This window comes from Paenarthrobacter sp. YJN-D (assembly GCF_015040335.1).
Lineage (GTDB): Bacteria > Actinomycetota > Actinomycetes > Actinomycetales > Micrococcaceae > Arthrobacter > Arthrobacter nicotinovorans.
The window spans coordinates 3706713-3722309 of sequence record NZ_CP053549.1; the positions used below are offsets into that span (position 1 = coordinate 3706713).

18 protein-coding genes are annotated in these 15597 nt (G+C 62.9%); 13 read left to right on the top strand and 5 right to left on the bottom strand.

Annotated features, from left to right (window positions below; all coding sequences use genetic code 11):
- Positions 1-10 precede the first annotated feature (10 nt).
- The 4 genes from HMI60_RS17155 to HMI60_RS17170 all read right to left on the bottom strand — a co-directional run bounded on the left by HMI60_RS17155 (position 11) and on the right by HMI60_RS17170 (position 3291).
- Positions 11-1189 (bottom strand): MFS transporter, encoded by a 1179-nt coding sequence (locus HMI60_RS17155; protein WP_193590072.1) that lies wholly within the window; start codon positions 1187-1189, stop codon positions 11-13.
- Positions 1186-1851, bottom strand: a complete 666-nt coding sequence (locus HMI60_RS17160; RefSeq protein WP_193590073.1) for a GntR family transcriptional regulator — start codon at positions 1849-1851, stop codon at positions 1186-1188. Before HMI60_RS17160 ends, HMI60_RS17155 begins: the two co-directional genes overlap by 4 nt.
- A 99-nt stretch (positions 1852-1950) precedes the next feature.
- Positions 1951-2751, bottom strand: a complete 801-nt coding sequence (locus HMI60_RS17165) for a GNAT family N-acetyltransferase (protein WP_193590074.1) — start codon at positions 2749-2751, stop codon at positions 1951-1953.
- Between the two features lie 189 nt (positions 2752-2940).
- A complete protein-coding gene (locus tag HMI60_RS17170) occupies positions 2941-3291 on the bottom strand; it encodes a hypothetical protein (protein ID WP_018778282.1) in 351 nt (116 codons plus the stop codon).
- 107 nt (positions 3292-3398) lie between these two features.
- Between HMI60_RS17170 and HMI60_RS17175 the strand changes: the two genes are divergently transcribed.
- Together HMI60_RS17175 and HMI60_RS17180 are read left to right on the top strand one after the other, a co-directional pair.
- Positions 3399-4049: a hypothetical protein gene (locus HMI60_RS17175; protein ID WP_039243028.1), complete on the top strand. Its 651-nt coding sequence runs from the start codon at positions 3399-3401 to the stop codon at positions 4047-4049.
- 203 nt (positions 4050-4252) lie between these two features.
- Entirely contained in the window at positions 4253-4675 is a 423-nt protein-coding gene (locus tag HMI60_RS17180; RefSeq protein ID WP_055972688.1) for a hypothetical protein, read from the top strand.
- Between the two features lie 81 nt (positions 4676-4756).
- On the opposite strand, the gene HMI60_RS17185 is transcribed toward HMI60_RS17180, so the two are convergent.
- On the bottom strand, positions 4757-5077 hold the full coding sequence (locus HMI60_RS17185) for a DUF3040 domain-containing protein (RefSeq protein WP_227453578.1): 321 nt from the start codon (positions 5075-5077) through the stop codon (positions 4757-4759).
- Between the two features lie 272 nt (positions 5078-5349).
- Between HMI60_RS17185 and HMI60_RS21105 the strand changes: the two genes are divergently transcribed.
- From HMI60_RS21105 to HMI60_RS17240, 11 genes are all read left to right on the top strand, one after another.
- A complete protein-coding gene (locus HMI60_RS21105; RefSeq protein WP_227453579.1) occupies positions 5350-5754 on the top strand; it encodes a hypothetical protein in 405 nt (134 codons plus the stop codon).
- Positions 5755-6242: 488 nt separating this feature from the next.
- Entirely contained in the window at positions 6243-7169 is a 927-nt protein-coding gene (locus tag HMI60_RS17195; RefSeq protein ID WP_227453580.1) for an ABC transporter substrate-binding protein, read from the top strand.
- Positions 7166-7957 (top strand): ABC transporter permease, encoded by a 792-nt coding sequence (locus HMI60_RS17200; protein ID WP_018778276.1) that lies wholly within the window; start codon positions 7166-7168, stop codon positions 7955-7957. Before HMI60_RS17195 ends, HMI60_RS17200 begins: the two co-directional genes overlap by 4 nt.
- The gene (locus HMI60_RS17205) at positions 7954-8796 is read left to right on the top strand and encodes an ABC transporter permease (protein WP_193590075.1); all 843 of its coding nucleotides are present in this window, start codon (positions 7954-7956) and stop codon (positions 8794-8796) included. Before HMI60_RS17200 ends, HMI60_RS17205 begins: the two co-directional genes overlap by 4 nt.
- The gene (locus HMI60_RS17210; RefSeq protein ID WP_039243034.1) at positions 8789-9562 is read left to right on the top strand and encodes an ABC transporter ATP-binding protein; all 774 of its coding nucleotides are present in this window, start codon (positions 8789-8791) and stop codon (positions 9560-9562) included. The genes HMI60_RS17205 and HMI60_RS17210 overlap by 8 nt, the downstream gene beginning before the upstream one ends.
- On the top strand, positions 9528-11162 hold the full coding sequence (locus HMI60_RS17215; RefSeq protein WP_370584043.1) for an aldehyde dehydrogenase: 1635 nt from the start codon (positions 9528-9530) through the stop codon (positions 11160-11162). The genes HMI60_RS17210 and HMI60_RS17215 overlap by 35 nt, the downstream gene beginning before the upstream one ends.
- A gap of 14 nt (positions 11163-11176) precedes the next feature.
- Positions 11177-12139, top strand: coding sequence for a PDR/VanB family oxidoreductase (locus HMI60_RS17220; RefSeq protein ID WP_144401332.1), 963 nt, complete (start codon positions 11177-11179; stop codon positions 12137-12139).
- Between the two features lie 40 nt (positions 12140-12179).
- Positions 12180-13163: a VOC family protein gene (locus tag HMI60_RS17225; protein WP_193590076.1), complete on the top strand. Its 984-nt coding sequence runs from the start codon at positions 12180-12182 to the stop codon at positions 13161-13163.
- A complete protein-coding gene (locus HMI60_RS17230) occupies positions 13150-13944 on the top strand; it encodes an alpha/beta fold hydrolase (protein ID WP_193590077.1) in 795 nt (264 codons plus the stop codon). The genes HMI60_RS17225 and HMI60_RS17230 overlap by 14 nt, the downstream gene beginning before the upstream one ends.
- The gene (locus HMI60_RS17235) at positions 13941-14684 is read left to right on the top strand and encodes an SDR family oxidoreductase (RefSeq protein WP_055972697.1); all 744 of its coding nucleotides are present in this window, start codon (positions 13941-13943) and stop codon (positions 14682-14684) included. Before HMI60_RS17230 ends, HMI60_RS17235 begins: the two co-directional genes overlap by 4 nt.
- A gap of 49 nt (positions 14685-14733) precedes the next feature.
- Positions 14734-15570, top strand: coding sequence for an SDR family oxidoreductase (locus tag HMI60_RS17240; protein ID WP_193590078.1), 837 nt, complete (start codon positions 14734-14736; stop codon positions 15568-15570).
- The last annotated feature ends 27 nt before the right edge of the window (positions 15571-15597 follow it).

The window sequence follows — 15597 nt, forward strand, 5'->3', positions numbered from 1 at the left end:
GACGGCGAAATCAGTCGTCCAGTCGGACACCCCGCAGCAGCAGCGTCGTCCCGCCCACGGCAACTGCGGACGCCAGGAACACTCCGGCCGCACCCATTCCGACGGCTACCACGCCGATGGCGCTGGGCAGCACCACTTGGCCAACCCTGTTGCCCGCCAATCTCAAGGCCAGCGCGCGACCCCGTTGGCCGGCGGGGGCCTGCGCTGAAAGCCACGACATGGTCAGGGGCTGCCCGATTCCCAACCCCAGGCCCAGGAACGCCATGACAACGAACAGCAGCCAGGCCGGCATCGGAATGGCCGCCACTGCCAGGGCCACGGTGGAGATGGCCAGGCTCAGGACCAGCAGCTTCATACGTCCCAGCTTGCGCGACATGCTGCCGAGGCCGATGCGGGAAACCATGGAGAACAACGCACGGACAGTCAGCATCAGACCCACGGTGGCCGCCGTCAGGCCGCGTTCGGCGCCGAGGGCGGGAAGATAAACGACGGTCAGGTCGACGACGGCCAGAACCGTCGCGCTCGTGGCAAGCGCCCGGGCGACGCCCGGTGTTCTCAGCAACGCGATCGCCCCGCCCTTGGGCGCGTTCCTGGCTTTGGCCCTGTTTGTCCGGCCGCTGACTTTGCGGGAAATCACGAACGTGGTCAAGAACAGCACCAGGCTCATGCCGACCGAAAGGATGAAGATGGCCTCTGTGTTCGGGTGCACGGTCGCGCCGCCCACCACTGAGATGGCCAACGGTCCGAGGGCCTGGCCCAGTGAGGCGGCGAACGTCAGATACCCGAATGCCGAGTCCAGGCGCGACGACGCCGCGTTGTTCGCCACTACCGCCTGTTGGCCTACCACGCACGCCAATTGCCCCGCCCCAAGAAGCGCTGTGCCGGCCACCAGCGCAGCCACCGACGTTCCCCAAAACAGCAGGAAAGCAGAACAACCAAGAACGACGGCGGCCCCGATCGCCATGAGGCGGCGCTCACCCAATCTGTCCACAAGCCCGCCGATTGGCAGCGCCAGCAGCAACGGGAAAACCGCATAGCTGGCTGCGAGGACACCCAACGCAAACGCCGGAACATCAAGTTCAAGGGCCCGATAGGTGGCAGCAGGGCGGACCAGGAAGGTCACTGCCTGGATCAATGCCGAGTGGACAAGCAGTGCCGTGGACGAGCGTCGGCCCAGTTCGCCGATCATTGGACGTCGAGGCCCTTGTGGGAAATGACCCGCAACGTCTCGTCGCGGGCACCAATGACGTGGTCGAAGGCAACCCGGGCCGCCTTCTCCGCGTCCTTGGAGGCAATGGCGTCCACCAGTAGCCGGTGATTGGCGAGCGCCTCTTCACGACGTTCGGGGGCGTTGTTGGTGAAGTACCGGTACCGTTCAACCTGGCTGGCGATCTGCTCATGAAAGCGCTGTGCCCAGGAGTTTCCGGCGATTTTGGCGATGGCGGCGTGCAGGGCAACCCCGTACTTCATGGCTTCATCGGCAAAGTCCACCAACGCGGCATTGCGGGCCACGATCCCTTGAAGCTCTTCGAGGTCATTTGCAGTGGCATTGGCGCTTGCTTCCCGTGCCATGAGGGACTCCAAGGCGGCCCGGACGTCGTACAACTCGGAAATGGCTTTCTCGTCCAGCAGCGGAACAAGCACTCCACCAGTGGTTTGCTGCTCAAGCAGGCTTTCGGAGATCAGCCGACGGATCGCTTCCCGGAGCGGGGTCCGGCTGACCTGGAGCTCCGTGGCCATTGCCGGCTCGTAGATGCGTTCACCTGGTTTGAGTTCGAGGCTGAGGATTCGCCGCTTCAGCTCGTTGTAAACGAGGTGCGCTCCAGTGTTCCGGGGTTGTGGATCTGCCAAAATTGCCGCCGCTGTTCAGAAGGTCGTCCAGAAGGTTGTCCAGAAGGTGTACTTGTATACATCTATACATTGCAACCGTCACCCAAAGCAATGCGGAGGTCAGCCGCGCACCCAGCGGTACGGCGTCGTCGTCGAAACCTTAACCAATCCCGAGCGTTCCAGAATCGGGCGTGAGTACTCGGTCGAGTCGCTCTGGATAAATGCTTTGCCCTGAGCCAATGCTGACTGGGCGCGGCGGGCAGTGAGTGCCCGGTAAACCCCGCGGCCACGCCACTCCGGACGGGTTGCACCTCCCCAAATACCGGCAAATTCGGTTCCGGCCACGGGATCGAGGCGCCCGGCACTGATGACGCGACCCTCCGCCTCGGCGACCCACAGTTCCATGGTCTCGTCCAGTGACATCCGATGCAGCAGGGCATCCGCCATGTCGTTCGAAGCCGGCTCGCCGAAGACTTCATCCTGCATCGCTGTCATCGCCCGCACGTCCGGTTCGTCGACGACGCGACGCAACGTCACGCCGTCGGGAAGCGGCACGTCCGCACTCAACGCCTGGGCTTCGCCGATCATGATCGACTCAGGCGGATCAGCGGTGAAGCCCATATCGACAAGTGCTTCGTGGAGTCCGGGGGCGTCATCATGCCCGCGCGTCTTCCACTCGACCCGGCTGATTCCGGGCTGGTCTTCGAAATAGGCGATCGCTTCGGCAACCAGGCGACGAATGCCATCCCGGCCCGCCCCGCCCAAGTCCCGGTAAGTGATGAACCCGCGCCCACCCATGAATGTGGCCAGCCGGAGCGGACCATTCCCGGTGACCGTGAGGGCGTCCGAAGTCTCCGCATCCGTGCGAAGCTGCTGGTCATAGGCTGCGAGAAGGCGCTTTTTTGCGTCGGGTTGGGTCATTCGGAGAGCCTACTGCAACCGTTCCGGAACTTGGGTAGCCCGGTTCGTTGGATCGCTGCCAAAGATGCCGCGCGCCGCATCGAATCTGCAGCCACGCATCGAAACGGCTGGCGTGGGCGCAGCAAAAAACGCTCCCCCACCATCAAGCCCGCGGGAGCATCAGGTGGGAGAGCGTTGGAAGCGGGAGTACTACTGTCCAGCGGTGCAGAGCTGGCCGAACTTGGCTCCGGCTTCCTGGAAAGCGGTGGTCAGTTCACCCATCCGTTCTTCGTTCGGGTTCTCCTTGGACTGCTCGTCCAGGTATTCGAGGATGGCGGTGACCACGGGCTTCATTTCGTCGGACGCCACGGACTCAATTGGCCGGACAGCGTTCGCTGCACGGGTGGAAAGGGTCCGGCTCGGGTTTTGCGAGATGCCGCCGGCCGCGGCGACGTTCACGCGGTCGCAGGTTTCCTTGGTGGTCAGCTGCTGCTGAGCGGAACAAGCGGAAGCCGAGACAAGCAGCCCGGCAGCGATCAGGACAGTGGTGAGTTTCTTCATGATTCCCTCAGTGGTCGACGTCCCTTTGATTGTAAACAGAGCAGAGCCGAGCCCACGCATCGAACCCTGCTTAGAGACAGGATCCGGGCTGCCCTAGGCTGGGGGACATGGCGATCATACACAAAGCAAACCTGTCCCCCACCAAGCTCGAAATCATCGCTGACTATCTGCCGACGCAGCCGTGGTTCATCCAGGACGGTACCCCGGAACTCATCGGCGCCTACCGCTTCGACGATCCCGCCGGCGAGGTCGGCCTCGAAACACATGTGGTGGCTGCGGGCGAGCGGATCTACCAGGTTCCCCTCAGCTATCGCGGACACGAGTTGGGTGGCGCCGAGGAATGGCTGATCGGCACCATGGACCATTCGGTCCTCGGCAAGCGCTGGGTCTACGACGCCTGCGCCGACCCTGTTTACGTTAAGGCCCTGGCCACGGCCATCCTCACCGGCCAGGAAGAGGCGGCCCTGCTGGTAGAGGGCGAGCCCGAACCCCGACCCAGCAGCGTAACGGTCAAGGGCAGCGGAACGCTCGACGGCGGCGTGCCCGACTTGAGTGCATCGGCGCCGGTATCGGGGAGTGGCGTGACCATCATTAATGCAGGCGAGCTGCGGTTGAAAGTGACCCGAGTGCTGGATGTGGCAGCCGACGCATCAGCGACCACCGCTGCGGCACCGGAACTTCACCACGAGCTGATCCTGAGTGGACAATGGGCCGGCCTGGAGAAGCCCGTGGAGCTGGCTGCGGTGATCCGGGACTAGCTTGCCCCGTCGGATGTAACGCTCCTTCCCGGTTACCACGGGCCTGGCCACTGCCCCCGGGTTTCGGCTGCAGCGCTGCGCCGGGTACCCGGGATTTATCCCCTTGCCGGGCTGGGTAACCGGGCAGGAGCGCTGTGCCTGTTGCGTGCCGCGCCCACGGCGTAGGCTGGCTCACGGGGCCATCTCTCCGTTAGGGGCGCACAATGTACAAACCGCAGAGCATCTTTCCTGCAGTCCAGGATCTCGCGCGGGAATGGGTAACGCACGCGGCAGACGGAACCAGCTCACAGAGCGACGCCGTAGTGCGCTGGGCTTTGGCCAGGATCAACCACGCCGATGTCCCTTCCGTGGTTCATGGCGTCATGCTCACACTGACCGGGAACAAGAAGACAGCCAAAGAAGCCCAACGCACCGCTGCCAAGGCCGTGAAGAGGGCTACGCGTGCGTTGTCCCGTCAGACCAGGAAGCCCACCCCACGCCCCTGGGGCTGGTTGATTGCGCTCTTGGCGGGCGTCGTCGGTGCCGGCGCCGTCCTGGCTTGGCGGACGATGATGCCTCCCGGCGAACCTGAGCCCGTCAAGAATCCGGAGAACCCGGTTCAGCCACCTGTACCGCCGGTTCCCTGACAGTCCTGCGTCTGCGGGCAGTCCTGCGTATGCGGGCTCCACGGTCCGCCGATTGCCGGACCGTCTGGCCATTTGGCCACGCTAAGCCGCGGGGCCTTGTCCATGCCGGCCAACGCGCCGCCGGAACGGCGTCCCGGCAAATAGCAGATACGCGCCTGATCCAGCCAACAGGAAGCCCACCACACCCAGCACCAACAGTTGGGTGATGATCCCGGCGATCACCATGACGAAGCCGCAAAGCACGGCAAGGACCCCAAAGGTCGTGCGGGCCTTCGCTCCCCGAAGGCGGCCCGACATCAGCTCATGCGCGAGGTCTGGATCTGTCGCAGCCAAGTCCTGCTCCAGTTCTTCCAGGCTCCTGCGCTCTTCATCCGACAAGGACACCGGACTCTTCCTCACCACGCGAGCAGGCTTGCCTGTCCCGGCATCGCTGCTCATTTACCGGCACGGACGCTGCTTGCCGTGCTCTGACTTCATTATCTTCCCGATCCGGCCATCCAGCCACTGCCCCGGCAGGCGGGAATCGGGCCGTGAATCACGGGTGAAGGGGTCGCGGATCCGGCGGGTGAAAAGTAGCGCACAGACACGGCGATACAGTGGCAGACTGAGTGGGTGTTCTCCTGACCATTCCTACAACGGACAACGAACCACTGATCGGAAGGTTGCGTCTTCCCATGGCCCACAAATCGACCGTCACGCCGACTCCCAAAGCAAAGGTTCACGCCCCACGAAACCGCAAACGCGGGCGAACACTGTTGCTGATTGCAGCTGGCCTCGTCGCCGGGATAGCAGGCGGGGCTTTCGCTGTCCGGATGCTGGTGCCACCCGGCGAACCCGAGCCGGCCAAGGACCCTTTGCGCCAGCCCCCGGAGATCCTGCCCCGGGAAGAGCCGGTAGAGATCTCAACGAGGATGCGACCAGGCGAATGGACTGAAGAGTCGCTTCAGGCCCACATTGAAGACTACCGGCGCCGGATCCGGGAAATGGGCGCCAAGGAATCACAGATCATTACAAACGTGGCGCGCACGGAAGCGGGCGCTGCGCGGGTAGTGGTCAGTTGGGACCGGACCCGGGACTAGCTCCCTTTCCGACGCACGTCCCCGTATTCAAGGGACCACGACGACAGTCACCTCCACGTCGCCGGTAGCCTTCGCGCCCTCGCGCCGAGGCCTTTGAGGCCCTGCCCTGCCCTCCCGTACCCTGCCCTGCCCTGCCCTGAACGCAGTCAGCGGAGACACATCCACGTGCTGCTCCCTGGATGAGCGCGCCCAAAAACCACCAGGCAGCGTCATGAACGGGCGCGATACCGCACTTAACCTGCCATAACCCCTGCCGCCATCCACCCGTCGACATTTCCACCGCGCAAGAACGCGTGTTGACCTGCATCACAAAATCCGCAAGAATCGGTCAAGTCAAAAGATCTTAGTACTAAGACAATTGGTACTGAGTAAATTCACGTCAAGCCACTTTGGATCCTTCCTCGTGCTTGGCCACCCTCGACGCGACAGGAAACACACGGATGCGGAAGACTCTCCTTGCATCGCTTGCACTTGTGAGCGCTCTTGGCATGACCCTCACGGCTTGTGGACAGCCGGCCAGCCAAGGTGGCGGCACTGCAGACGGGAAGCTGGAAAAGACCAGCTTGAATGTCGGCGTGCTTCCTCTTGCGGACTACGCCGCCGTCTATTGGGCGAAGGACCACGGGTACTTCGACAAGGCCGGCCTGGATGTCACTCTGACACCAATCCAGGGCGGACCGATCGGTATCCAGCAGGCCGTCGCCGGCCAGCTGGACCTCAGCTTTTCCAACACCGTCTCTTCCGCCATCGCGGTTGAGGGCGGGGCCCCGGTCACCACGGTGGTCCTGACGAGCAGTCTAGGACCACAGTCCCTCGGCGTCTTCGTCAAGGCTGACTCGCCCGTCAAAGCAATCACCGACCTCGACGGCAAAACGATCGGCATCAACACCACCAACACCATCGGTGACGTAACTTTCCGGAACCTCGTTTCCTCTCAGGGGCTCAATGTTGAGCCCTCATGGGTAGAGGTTCCGTTCAATGAAATGATCGCCGGCGTGCAAGCGGGATCCATCGAGGCCGGCTACCTTCCGGAGCCCTTTGCTTCGGCGGCCGAAAAGGCGGGCCTGCGGCGCGTCGTCGACCTTTCCAGCGGCCCCAACGCCGGCCTTCCCATCTCCACCTTCGTGGCGAGCAACAACTTTGTTAAGGACAACCCCGACACCACGGCGGCGTTCGTTGATGCCGTCTACGCGGCGGGCAAAGACATCACCGGCAAGGAAGCCGACTTCCGGCAATGGCTGCCAAGCATCGCCAAAGTGCCCGCGGAAGTTGCCGGCACCATGGCCCTTCCCCACTTCGAAACCGCCATGAGCGTGGAGAAAGTCCAGTCTGTGGCGGACATCCTGATCAAGCAGGACATCATCAAGAAGTTTGATGCCGGCAAGTCCACCTACACCACGCCGGGGAAGCAGTGAGGCTCCTCCGGGCCCCCATCGGCCACACCAGGATCTTCGTCCTTGGTGTCCTCGGGACTCTCGGGATCCTGGCGGTGTGGGAGCTCCTGCTCCAGAGCGGGGCGATCTCCAAGCCTGGCCTTCCCGTCCCCACCCGCGTCTTCGGTGAAGCTGCGGGGCTGGCGGCCAACACCGTCTTTCTCAACCAAATGGTCACCACCATTGGTGAGTGGCTGCTTGGGCTCGGAGTCGCAGCCGTGGCCGGCGTCCTGCTCGGAGGCCTGATGGGCGCCTTCCCGAGGGTATTCGTGGCGTTTGAATATCCCGTGGAAGTCTTCCGAACCCTGCCGTCGATCGCCGTCGGACCCATCCTCGTGCTGTTGCTTGGCGCAGGCGTGGCACCCATCGCCATCACGGTAGCCCTGTCCAGCGTGTGGCCCATTCTCCTCAACACGATGTACGGCGTCCGGGGCACCGACGCCACTGCCGTGGCTACCGCCAAAACATTGGGCGTCGGAACGTTGGGACTGCTGATGCGCATAAGGCTCATGAGTGCCCTGCCCTTCGCTTTCACCGGCGTCAGGGTGGCAGCTTCCATCGGGTTGATCGTGACAGTCAGCGCCGAGTTGCTGATTGGCAGCGGACAAGGAATCGGCGGCTACATCCTTCTCGCCAGCACCAACGCCGGGAACCTGGACGCCGTGTACGCCGCCACTCTCATCGCCGGGGTTCTCGGCGTCCTGATCAACACCGCCTTCGCAGTCGTGGATCGAGCAGCCTTCAGTTGGAAGAAAGGACTGGCACAATGACCACCGCCGTTAAGTCGCGTGCACCGCGAACGCATGGCCCGGGCATCACAGGTGAGCGGATATTCCTGCGGCTTGTGGTTCCCGCCGTTCTCGTTGGCATTTGGTGGGCGCTGTCCGCTGGACCGGGCACGGGCCTGTTTATTGCCAGTCCCTGGGCGGCGCTCGTGCGCGCCGGCGAGGAGTTCCTCAGCCCCGACATCTCATCGCTCTTCCTGGGCGAGGCTACCTTCCAGCACCTTATTCCGAGCCTCGCCAGGGCAATGGCAGGCCTGGCCCTGGCAACAGCCGCCGGGGTGGCGGCCGGCATTGCGTTGGGTTCCGTTCCCGTGCTGGCTTCGCTCTTCCAGCCCCTGATCCACCTTGGCCGCTCTCTTCCCAGTCCAGCACTGCTGGGAGTGTTCTTCCTTCTGTTCGGAACCGGGGATAGCCCCAAGATCTTTCTCATCGCTTTCGGCGTTGTGTGGCCCATTCTGTTCAACACGATCGACGGGGTGAACTCGATCGGCCATCAACGGCTTCAGGCAGCGGCGGTCTTCAAAATCCGCCCCTTGGATGTGCTCTTCAACGTCATCCTGCCCGGCGCCTCGCCCAAAATCTTTGCTGGTGTACGGACATCGTTGTCGCTGTCCCTCATCATCATGATCATTTCGGAACTACAGAAATCCAAGAACGGACTGGGTTACCTCCTGGTCACCACACAGCGGACCTTCGACTACACGAATTTCTGGGCCATCCTGATCGTCCTTGGTCTCCTGGGCGTGGCTCTCAATGTCTTATTCCACATCGTCGAACGCCGGGCTTTGTCCTGGCACCGAGGAGCGACACAACAACATGACTAGCGCAACCAGCACAGAGCAGGCCATTGAACTCGAACTGCAGGCGGTAACCAAATCCTACGGACAGAATCTGGCCGTCAAGAGCATCACAGCAAGCATCCCCCACGGGAAGATCAGCGTCATCGTGGGCCCCTCGGGCTGCGGTAAATCCACACTCCTGCGCATCATCAGTGGCTTGGATACCCCCACCCAGGGAACCGTGACCTTCAACGGCAAACCCGTCAAAGGTGTGCCCGACGGACTCGCTATGGTCTTTCAGGACTACTCACGTTCCCTCTTTCCCTGGATGCGCGTCGATAAGAACATCGCTTTTCCTTTGCGGAGCGTCCCGGTGGAAGAAAGACGCCAAAGAGTACAAGAGGCGATCGACGCGGTGGGACTCACTGGCAAGGAAAAGCTATACCCGTGGCAAATGTCCGGCGGAATGCAGCAGCGTGCCGCCATCGCGAGGGCACTGGCATCGAACCCCAAGCTCTTGCTGATGGACGAGCCGTATGCATCAGTGGACGCCCAGACACGGTCCGATCTTGAGGACCTTTTGCTGGATATCCACGCTTCCTTGGGGGTGACGGTCCTGGTCGTGACCCACGACATCGACGAGAGCATCTACCTGGCGGACCACGTCATAGCCCTTTCAGCGCCTCCAAGCGTTGTCGCAGAGACGGTGGAGGTGGACCTTCCCCGGCCAAGGGATCAGGTGGCTACCAAGCAGGAACCCCGGTTCGTGGAGCTTCGTGCCCACGTCGCGTCCCTGCTCCGCAGCCATTGAGGCCGGCCAGGCAGTGGACCTCCCCTTTCGCACCATCAATGACGGACGGAACTCGATCATGAACCCCGACAAAACCGGAGCTGCGCCGAGCAATACGATGCGCCCCTCCCCTGCAACACCCGATGAGATTTACGTCGGAGGCACGTGGCGGCAAGGAGCCGGAAAGCTCATCGAGTCAATCGATCCAGCCACGGGCGCGTGCTTCGCAACGTTGCACGGAGCCACGGTCGATGATGTCGATGCCGCCGTCCAGGCAGGCTTGAAAGCGGTCGAGAACAGTGGTTGGGCGCGGATGCTCCCCCACGAACGGGCCACAGTGCTGCATCGGATCAGTGACGCCATCCTGGACAATGCGGAAAGAATTGCTGAGCTGCAAACCCTCGACACCGGAAAAACGCTCGCTGAAACCCGCGCCCTCGCCGTCAGTGCCGCGGGCACCTTCCGCTTCACGGCGGCTGCCTTGGAAACTTTGGAGGACGCTCTGACTCCCTCCCGCGGCGACTACCTTTCTGTTTCGATGTACGAGCCCGTGGGCGTGGTGGGCGCCATCACGCCGTGGAACTCGCCGATCGCCAGCGACGCCCAGAAGGTTGCGCCAGCCCTTGCGGCAGGCAACGCCGTGATCATCAAGCCCCCGGTGTGGGCGCCCTGGGTTTCGCTCCTCTTGGCCCGCATTTGTGACGACGCCGGCCTGCCGCCCGGGCTGCTCTCCGTACTGCCGGGACCGGGACGGACGGTGGGTGACGCTCTGGCGCGCCATCCGCAGGTCGGCAAGATCTCGTTCACGGGCGGCACCTCCACCGGACGGACCCTGGGCGCGGTTGCCGCTGAAAAGATCATGCCCATCACGTTGGAGTTGGGCGGCAAGTCGCCCACCATTGTGTTCGCCGATGCCGATCTTGACCAGGCCGTGGCCGGCATCCTGTACGGAATCTTCTCTTCGACCGGCCAGAGTTGCATTGCCGGTTCGAGGGTCTTCATCCAACGTTCGATCTTTGAGGAAGTCCTGAACCGGCTTGTCGATGGGGCCAAACGGCTCCGCGTTGGTCCCGGTTCCGATCCTGCCACGCAAGTGGGCCCCATGGTGACGCACGAGCACAGGGACAGTGTGGCTGCCATGGTGGACGCTGCGTGGCGGGATGGGGCCACTGTGCTCTGTGGTGGCGGGCCTCCGGAAGATGAGGCACTGCATGCCGGAGCCTACTTCCTGCCAACCATCCTGAGCGGGGTGTCGAATTCGGCCGCCATTTGCCAGGAGGAGATCTTTGGACCGGTGGCAGTGGTCCTGCCTTTCGACGACGAAACCGACCTCGTCCGGGAAGCAAACGACACCGTCTTTGGTCTCGCGTGCGGTGTTTGGACGAGCGATTATCGCCGCGCATGGCGCACAGCCAAAGCCATCCAGGCGGGAACGGTGTGGATCAACACTTACAAGCAGTTCAGCATCTCGACGCCGTTCAGCGGGTCCAAGGAAAGCGGGCTGGGCATCGAAAAGGGCCGCGAAGGCATCCGCTCCTATATGCGGCAAAAGAGCATCTACCTGGACCTGTCCGGTAAGCCCATCGACTGGGCGGCCCAGCAACCCGCCGTCGAACAATAATGAAAGGCACTTCAGTGAGCACCAGCCCTGCACGCCGCACTTTGCGTGTACACCAGAAAAAGTGGGAGGCCGACGGCGTCACCAGCCTCACGTTGACCGACCCGTCAGGAGCCCCTCTTCCCTCGTGGGTTCCCGGGGCACACCTGAGCCTCCGCCTTCCCAATGGACTCACCCGGGAATATTCACTGTGTTCGGATCCGTCGAGTTCAACGTCATGGACGGTGGCCGTGCTCCGCACCCCCGACTCCCGTGGTGGAAGCAAGTTTGTTCACGAGAACCTCCCAGTGGGCTCGTTGCTTGACGTGGAGGGTCCCCGGACGAACTTCTCATTGGAGGAGGCCGGAAGCTACGTACTGGTGGCAGGTGGGGTGGGCATAACGCCAATCATCGCCATGGCCCGCCAGCTGGAAAGTGATGGCGCGGACTGGTCTCTCCTTTACACTGGCCGGTCCAGGGCCACCATGGCGTTCCTGGATGAAATAGCCGGCATGCCGCAGGACCGTGTGACAGTCCATGCGGATGACGAAGCCAATGGCACCTTCGCGGATATTGCCGGTGCGGTAGGTTCCCTCGACGCAAATGCGCTCGTCTACGTGTGTGGTCCGGAACCTCTCATGAAAGCCGTTGAAGCTGCCCTCGAAGACCCCTCCCGGCTCAGGCTGGAGCGGTTCAAGGCCCCGGTCCCTGCTTCCACGACCGCCGAGGAGAGTACCGGCTTTGATGTCGTGTGCAAGAGCACCGGCCAGCGCATCGCTGTCGGCCCCGACATCTCGGTCCTGGATGCCCTCAACCAGGCCGGAGTCGACGTCCCGAGTTCCTGCACGGAAGGAATTTGCGGCACGTGCGAGGTGGGTGTTGTCGAAGGCGACGTCGACCACCGGGATTTCCTCCTGAGCCCAGCCGAACAAGCCGAAAGCAGATCCATGTTCGTCTGTGTTTCCCGTTGCCGCTCACGGGAGCTCGTCCTGGACCTCTGATCCTCAATCCGCCCACCCAACTCAATCCGGAAGGTTGTCCATGACTTTTTTCGCCGCTGAACCCGTATGCAAGCTCCGATCGCTCCGATCGGTTTCCCTCAAGGTCCCCCGGGCCGTCGCAGCCAAGGATTTTTACCATGAAGTCTGGGGCCTCTCCACAGTGGAGGAAGACAGCGACAGGTTCTGGCTGCGGGGAACAGGTTCGGACCACCACATACTTCGCCTGGAACAGGCCGAGCAGAACGGACTCGGCTCCATCTCGTTCGCCCTCTCCACTCCACGGGACGTGGACGTCGCGGCAGTCAAACTCGCAGCCCTTGGCATTCCGCTGTTCCGGGAGCCCGGTCCCCTGGATGACGCAGCCGGCGGCTACGGGCTGCAATTGGTGGACCCCGAAGGGCGGCTGCTGGAACTGTCCGCGAACGTCCACGCAGTGGTCTCACAGGAACCCGGCGGCAGGCGCGCCCTGCCGCGGAAAATTGCCCACGTTGTCCTGAACACGGTGGACATTGATCGTGCCACCGATTTCTATACGCAAGTGCTTGGCATGCGGATCTCCGACTGGTCGGAGCACCAAATGGCTTTCCTCCGGTGCAATGCCGAGCATCATGTCATCGCCTTCAACCAAGCGCCGTGGTCCTCCGTCAACCACGTTGCCTACGAGATGCAAAGCATCGACCACTTCATGCGCGGGATAGGAAGCCTGAAATCGCACGGTATCGCCCCGCAGTGGGGGCCTGGCCGGCACGGCCCCGGCGACAACACCTTCTCCTACTTCACCGATCCCAACAACCTGGTTTGTGAATACACCTCGGAGGTTGCCCAAGTGGATGAAGACAGTTGGCTCTGCCGCACATGGAGACGAACCCCTGAGCTGTCCGACCAATGGGGAACCGCGGGACCGCCCACGGCAACCGTCCGCAGTGCAATGGCGGGCATTGCCGATCCTGGGTTCCGCGACTTGGTACAGCCTGAATCCGGTGACTATTTCCTGAGCATGGAGGCTGTCCATGCCACCCACTGACAAGGCCATGCGTTGGATGTCGTCCGAAGGCATATCCATTGAAATGCGCGGTTCCGGGGTCCCGGTCCTGATGATGCACGGGATCGGCGGCAACGCCAATTCATGCGCCCTCTTGGCGAAACGATTGAGCAGCAACGGTTACCGCACCATCTCCTGGGACGCGCCAGGCTACGGTCAATCCACGGACGCGTCCGTCCACGACGACCATGTGGACGTGGCGGCTGCGTTGATTACGGAGCTGGGCAGCGGTCCCGTCCACGTCTTTGGCACGTCATGGGGTGGCGTCATCGGCACGCAGATGGCAGCACGGTATCCGGAACTGGTGCGCTCTTTGGTCCTTGCCAGCAGCACCCGAGGGTCCTGCCTGACGAAGGAATCGGCGGACAGAATGCTCAAACGGATCAATGAACTCCGCGACGTCGGACCCGAGGTTTTTGCCGCCAGGCGCTTCCGCAGATTGGTCTCCCCCGTGACGCCGACGACGGTGGCCGACACCGTGCGCCGCGAGATGGCGGCGGTCCGCCTGCCGGGATACTCGGCAGCGGCGCGGATGATGGCCCGGACCAACAACACAGTTGTCCTGACTGCGCTCAAAGTCCCTTCCTTCGTGGTCGTCGGCCGGGACGACTTCGTCACGGGCGTCGAGGAGTCCCGTTTGGTGTCAAAGCTCATCCCTGGAGCCGGGTTCGAAATCCTTGAGGATGCGGGGCACGCCGCACTGCAGGAGCAGCCCGGGCTGATGGCCGACGCCGTGCTCCGTTTCTGGGCGGGCCAGGCATGAGCCGGCTCGTTGTGGTCAGCGGATCCGGCCGGGGGCTGGGATTCAGCATCGCCGAACGGCTCGCCGTTGGAGGGGACCACGTTGTGCTCGCCGAGAAAAGCCCGCAATTGGCAGAATCGGCCCAGGACACCCTGCGATCGCGGGGCCTCTCGGCAACAGCGATCATCACGGACATCTCCGATGCCTCCTCCGTCTCAGCGCTGGCCACGGCTGTGGAAAGACTGGGGGGCGCCCATGCCCTGGTCAACAATGCGGCACTTGCCGACGGGGTGGGAGGGGACGCGTTTTGGGAACTCGATGACGACTTCTTCCAACGGGTCATGACCGTCAACGCCTTTGGCACGTGGTTGATGAGCAAGCATTTCTATCCGCAATTAGCGGTGAAATCCGGCAGTTCCATCGTGAATATTGCCTCGGACGCGGCGCTGTATGGCTCACCCCGGCTTGTGCACTATGTGGGGTCGAAGGGAGCGGTGCTGTCCATGACCCGGACGATGGCCCGCGACGCCGGCCCGGCCGGCGTCAGGATCAATGCCGTGGCTCCCGGGCTGACCCGGGTGGAAGCAACCGAACGGGTCCCGGCTGACCGCTTCCAGCTCTACCAGGACCGCCGGGTCCTCGCCCGGGAGCAGACTCCTGACGATGTGGCCGGCGTGGTGCAGTTCCTGATCTCGGATTCAGCAGCTTTCATTACCGGCCAAAACATCGTTGTTGATGGCGGATTCGTCATGGGTCAGTAGCCAGCGCAGTGATGACCCCCTTGAACATCAAAAAGAAGGAGAACCGTACGTGGACCTGCAGTTGAAAGATCGGACAGTGGTGGTGACGGGAGCCAGCTCAGGCGTTGGCCTCGCCACCGCACGGCTTCTCCTGGGCGAAGGAGCCCGGGTAGCGGCATGCGCACGGGACGTGGACCGGCTTGAGGAAGCGTTCAGCGAATTCTCCTGGGCCGACCCGAATTCCATCCTTTTGGAATCCTGCGATGTCACGGACCGGAACGCTGCCGATGCCTTCATCACCACCACACTGAAACGCTTCGGTGGCATCGACGGACTGGTCTGCAACGCAGGACGATCGCTGATGGCAACACTGGAAGACACCACAGACGAGCAATTCCGGGAAGAGTTCGACCTCAAGATTTTCGGTGCCTGGAACATGATCCGCTCCGCGCGCGCGTCGCTTGCCCGCTCGGCGTCCGCCGTCGAGGTAAGCCAACCGCCGTCGTCGACGACCCGCCGGCCGGGCGCGGCGATAGTCAACGTCAACGCCATCCTGGCCCGGCAACCGGAACTTCGCCTTGCGGCGACGTCTGCAGCCCGTGCCGGGCTGCTCAACCTGACGCACTCGATCGCCGAGGACCTGGCATCGGACGGCATCCGCGTGAACTCAGTGATGCTCGGGCTCATCGATACAGGCCAGTGGCGCCGGCGCTTCGAAAACGCGATGTCCGACCTCGGATACGCCGACTGGAGCGCCGAAATAGCCAAGGACAGGGGCATCGGACTGGGCCGGTTCGGCACAGCGGAGGAAGTGGCTTTCCACATCGTCACGCTGCTTTCGCCTCTGAGCGGCTATACCACCGGAACCACGGTGGAAGTCGGCGGCGGCGTGAACCGGTACGTCTGACAACCACTCAAGCTACGAAAGGGACTC

Coding starts and splice junctions, on each gene's coding strand:
- HMI60_RS17155 (WP_193590072.1), bottom strand. CDS start 1,189: ATGATCGGCGAACTGGGCCGACGCTCGTCCACGGCACTGCTTGTCCAC.
- HMI60_RS17165 (WP_193590074.1), bottom strand. CDS start 2,751: ATGACCCAACCCGACGCAAAAAAGCGCCTTCTCGCAGCCTATGACCAG.
- HMI60_RS17170 (WP_018778282.1), bottom strand. CDS start 3,291: ATGAAGAAACTCACCACTGTCCTGATCGCTGCCGGGCTGCTTGTCTCG.
- HMI60_RS17175 (WP_039243028.1), top strand. CDS start 3,399: ATGGCGATCATACACAAAGCAAACCTGTCCCCCACCAAGCTCGAAATC.
- HMI60_RS17180 (WP_055972688.1), top strand. CDS start 4,253: ATGTACAAACCGCAGAGCATCTTTCCTGCAGTCCAGGATCTCGCGCGG.
- HMI60_RS21105 (WP_227453579.1), top strand. CDS start 5,350: ATGGCCCACAAATCGACCGTCACGCCGACTCCCAAAGCAAAGGTTCAC.
- HMI60_RS17195 (WP_227453580.1), top strand. CDS start 6,243: ATGACCCTCACGGCTTGTGGACAGCCGGCCAGCCAAGGTGGCGGCACT.
- HMI60_RS17205 (WP_193590075.1), top strand. CDS start 7,954: ATGACCACCGCCGTTAAGTCGCGTGCACCGCGAACGCATGGCCCGGGC.
- HMI60_RS17210 (WP_039243034.1), top strand. CDS start 8,789: ATGACTAGCGCAACCAGCACAGAGCAGGCCATTGAACTCGAACTGCAG.
- HMI60_RS17225 (WP_193590076.1), top strand. CDS start 12,180: ATGACTTTTTTCGCCGCTGAACCCGTATGCAAGCTCCGATCGCTCCGA.
- HMI60_RS17230 (WP_193590077.1), top strand. CDS start 13,150: ATGCCACCCACTGACAAGGCCATGCGTTGGATGTCGTCCGAAGGCATA.
- HMI60_RS17235 (WP_055972697.1), top strand. CDS start 13,941: ATGAGCCGGCTCGTTGTGGTCAGCGGATCCGGCCGGGGGCTGGGATTC.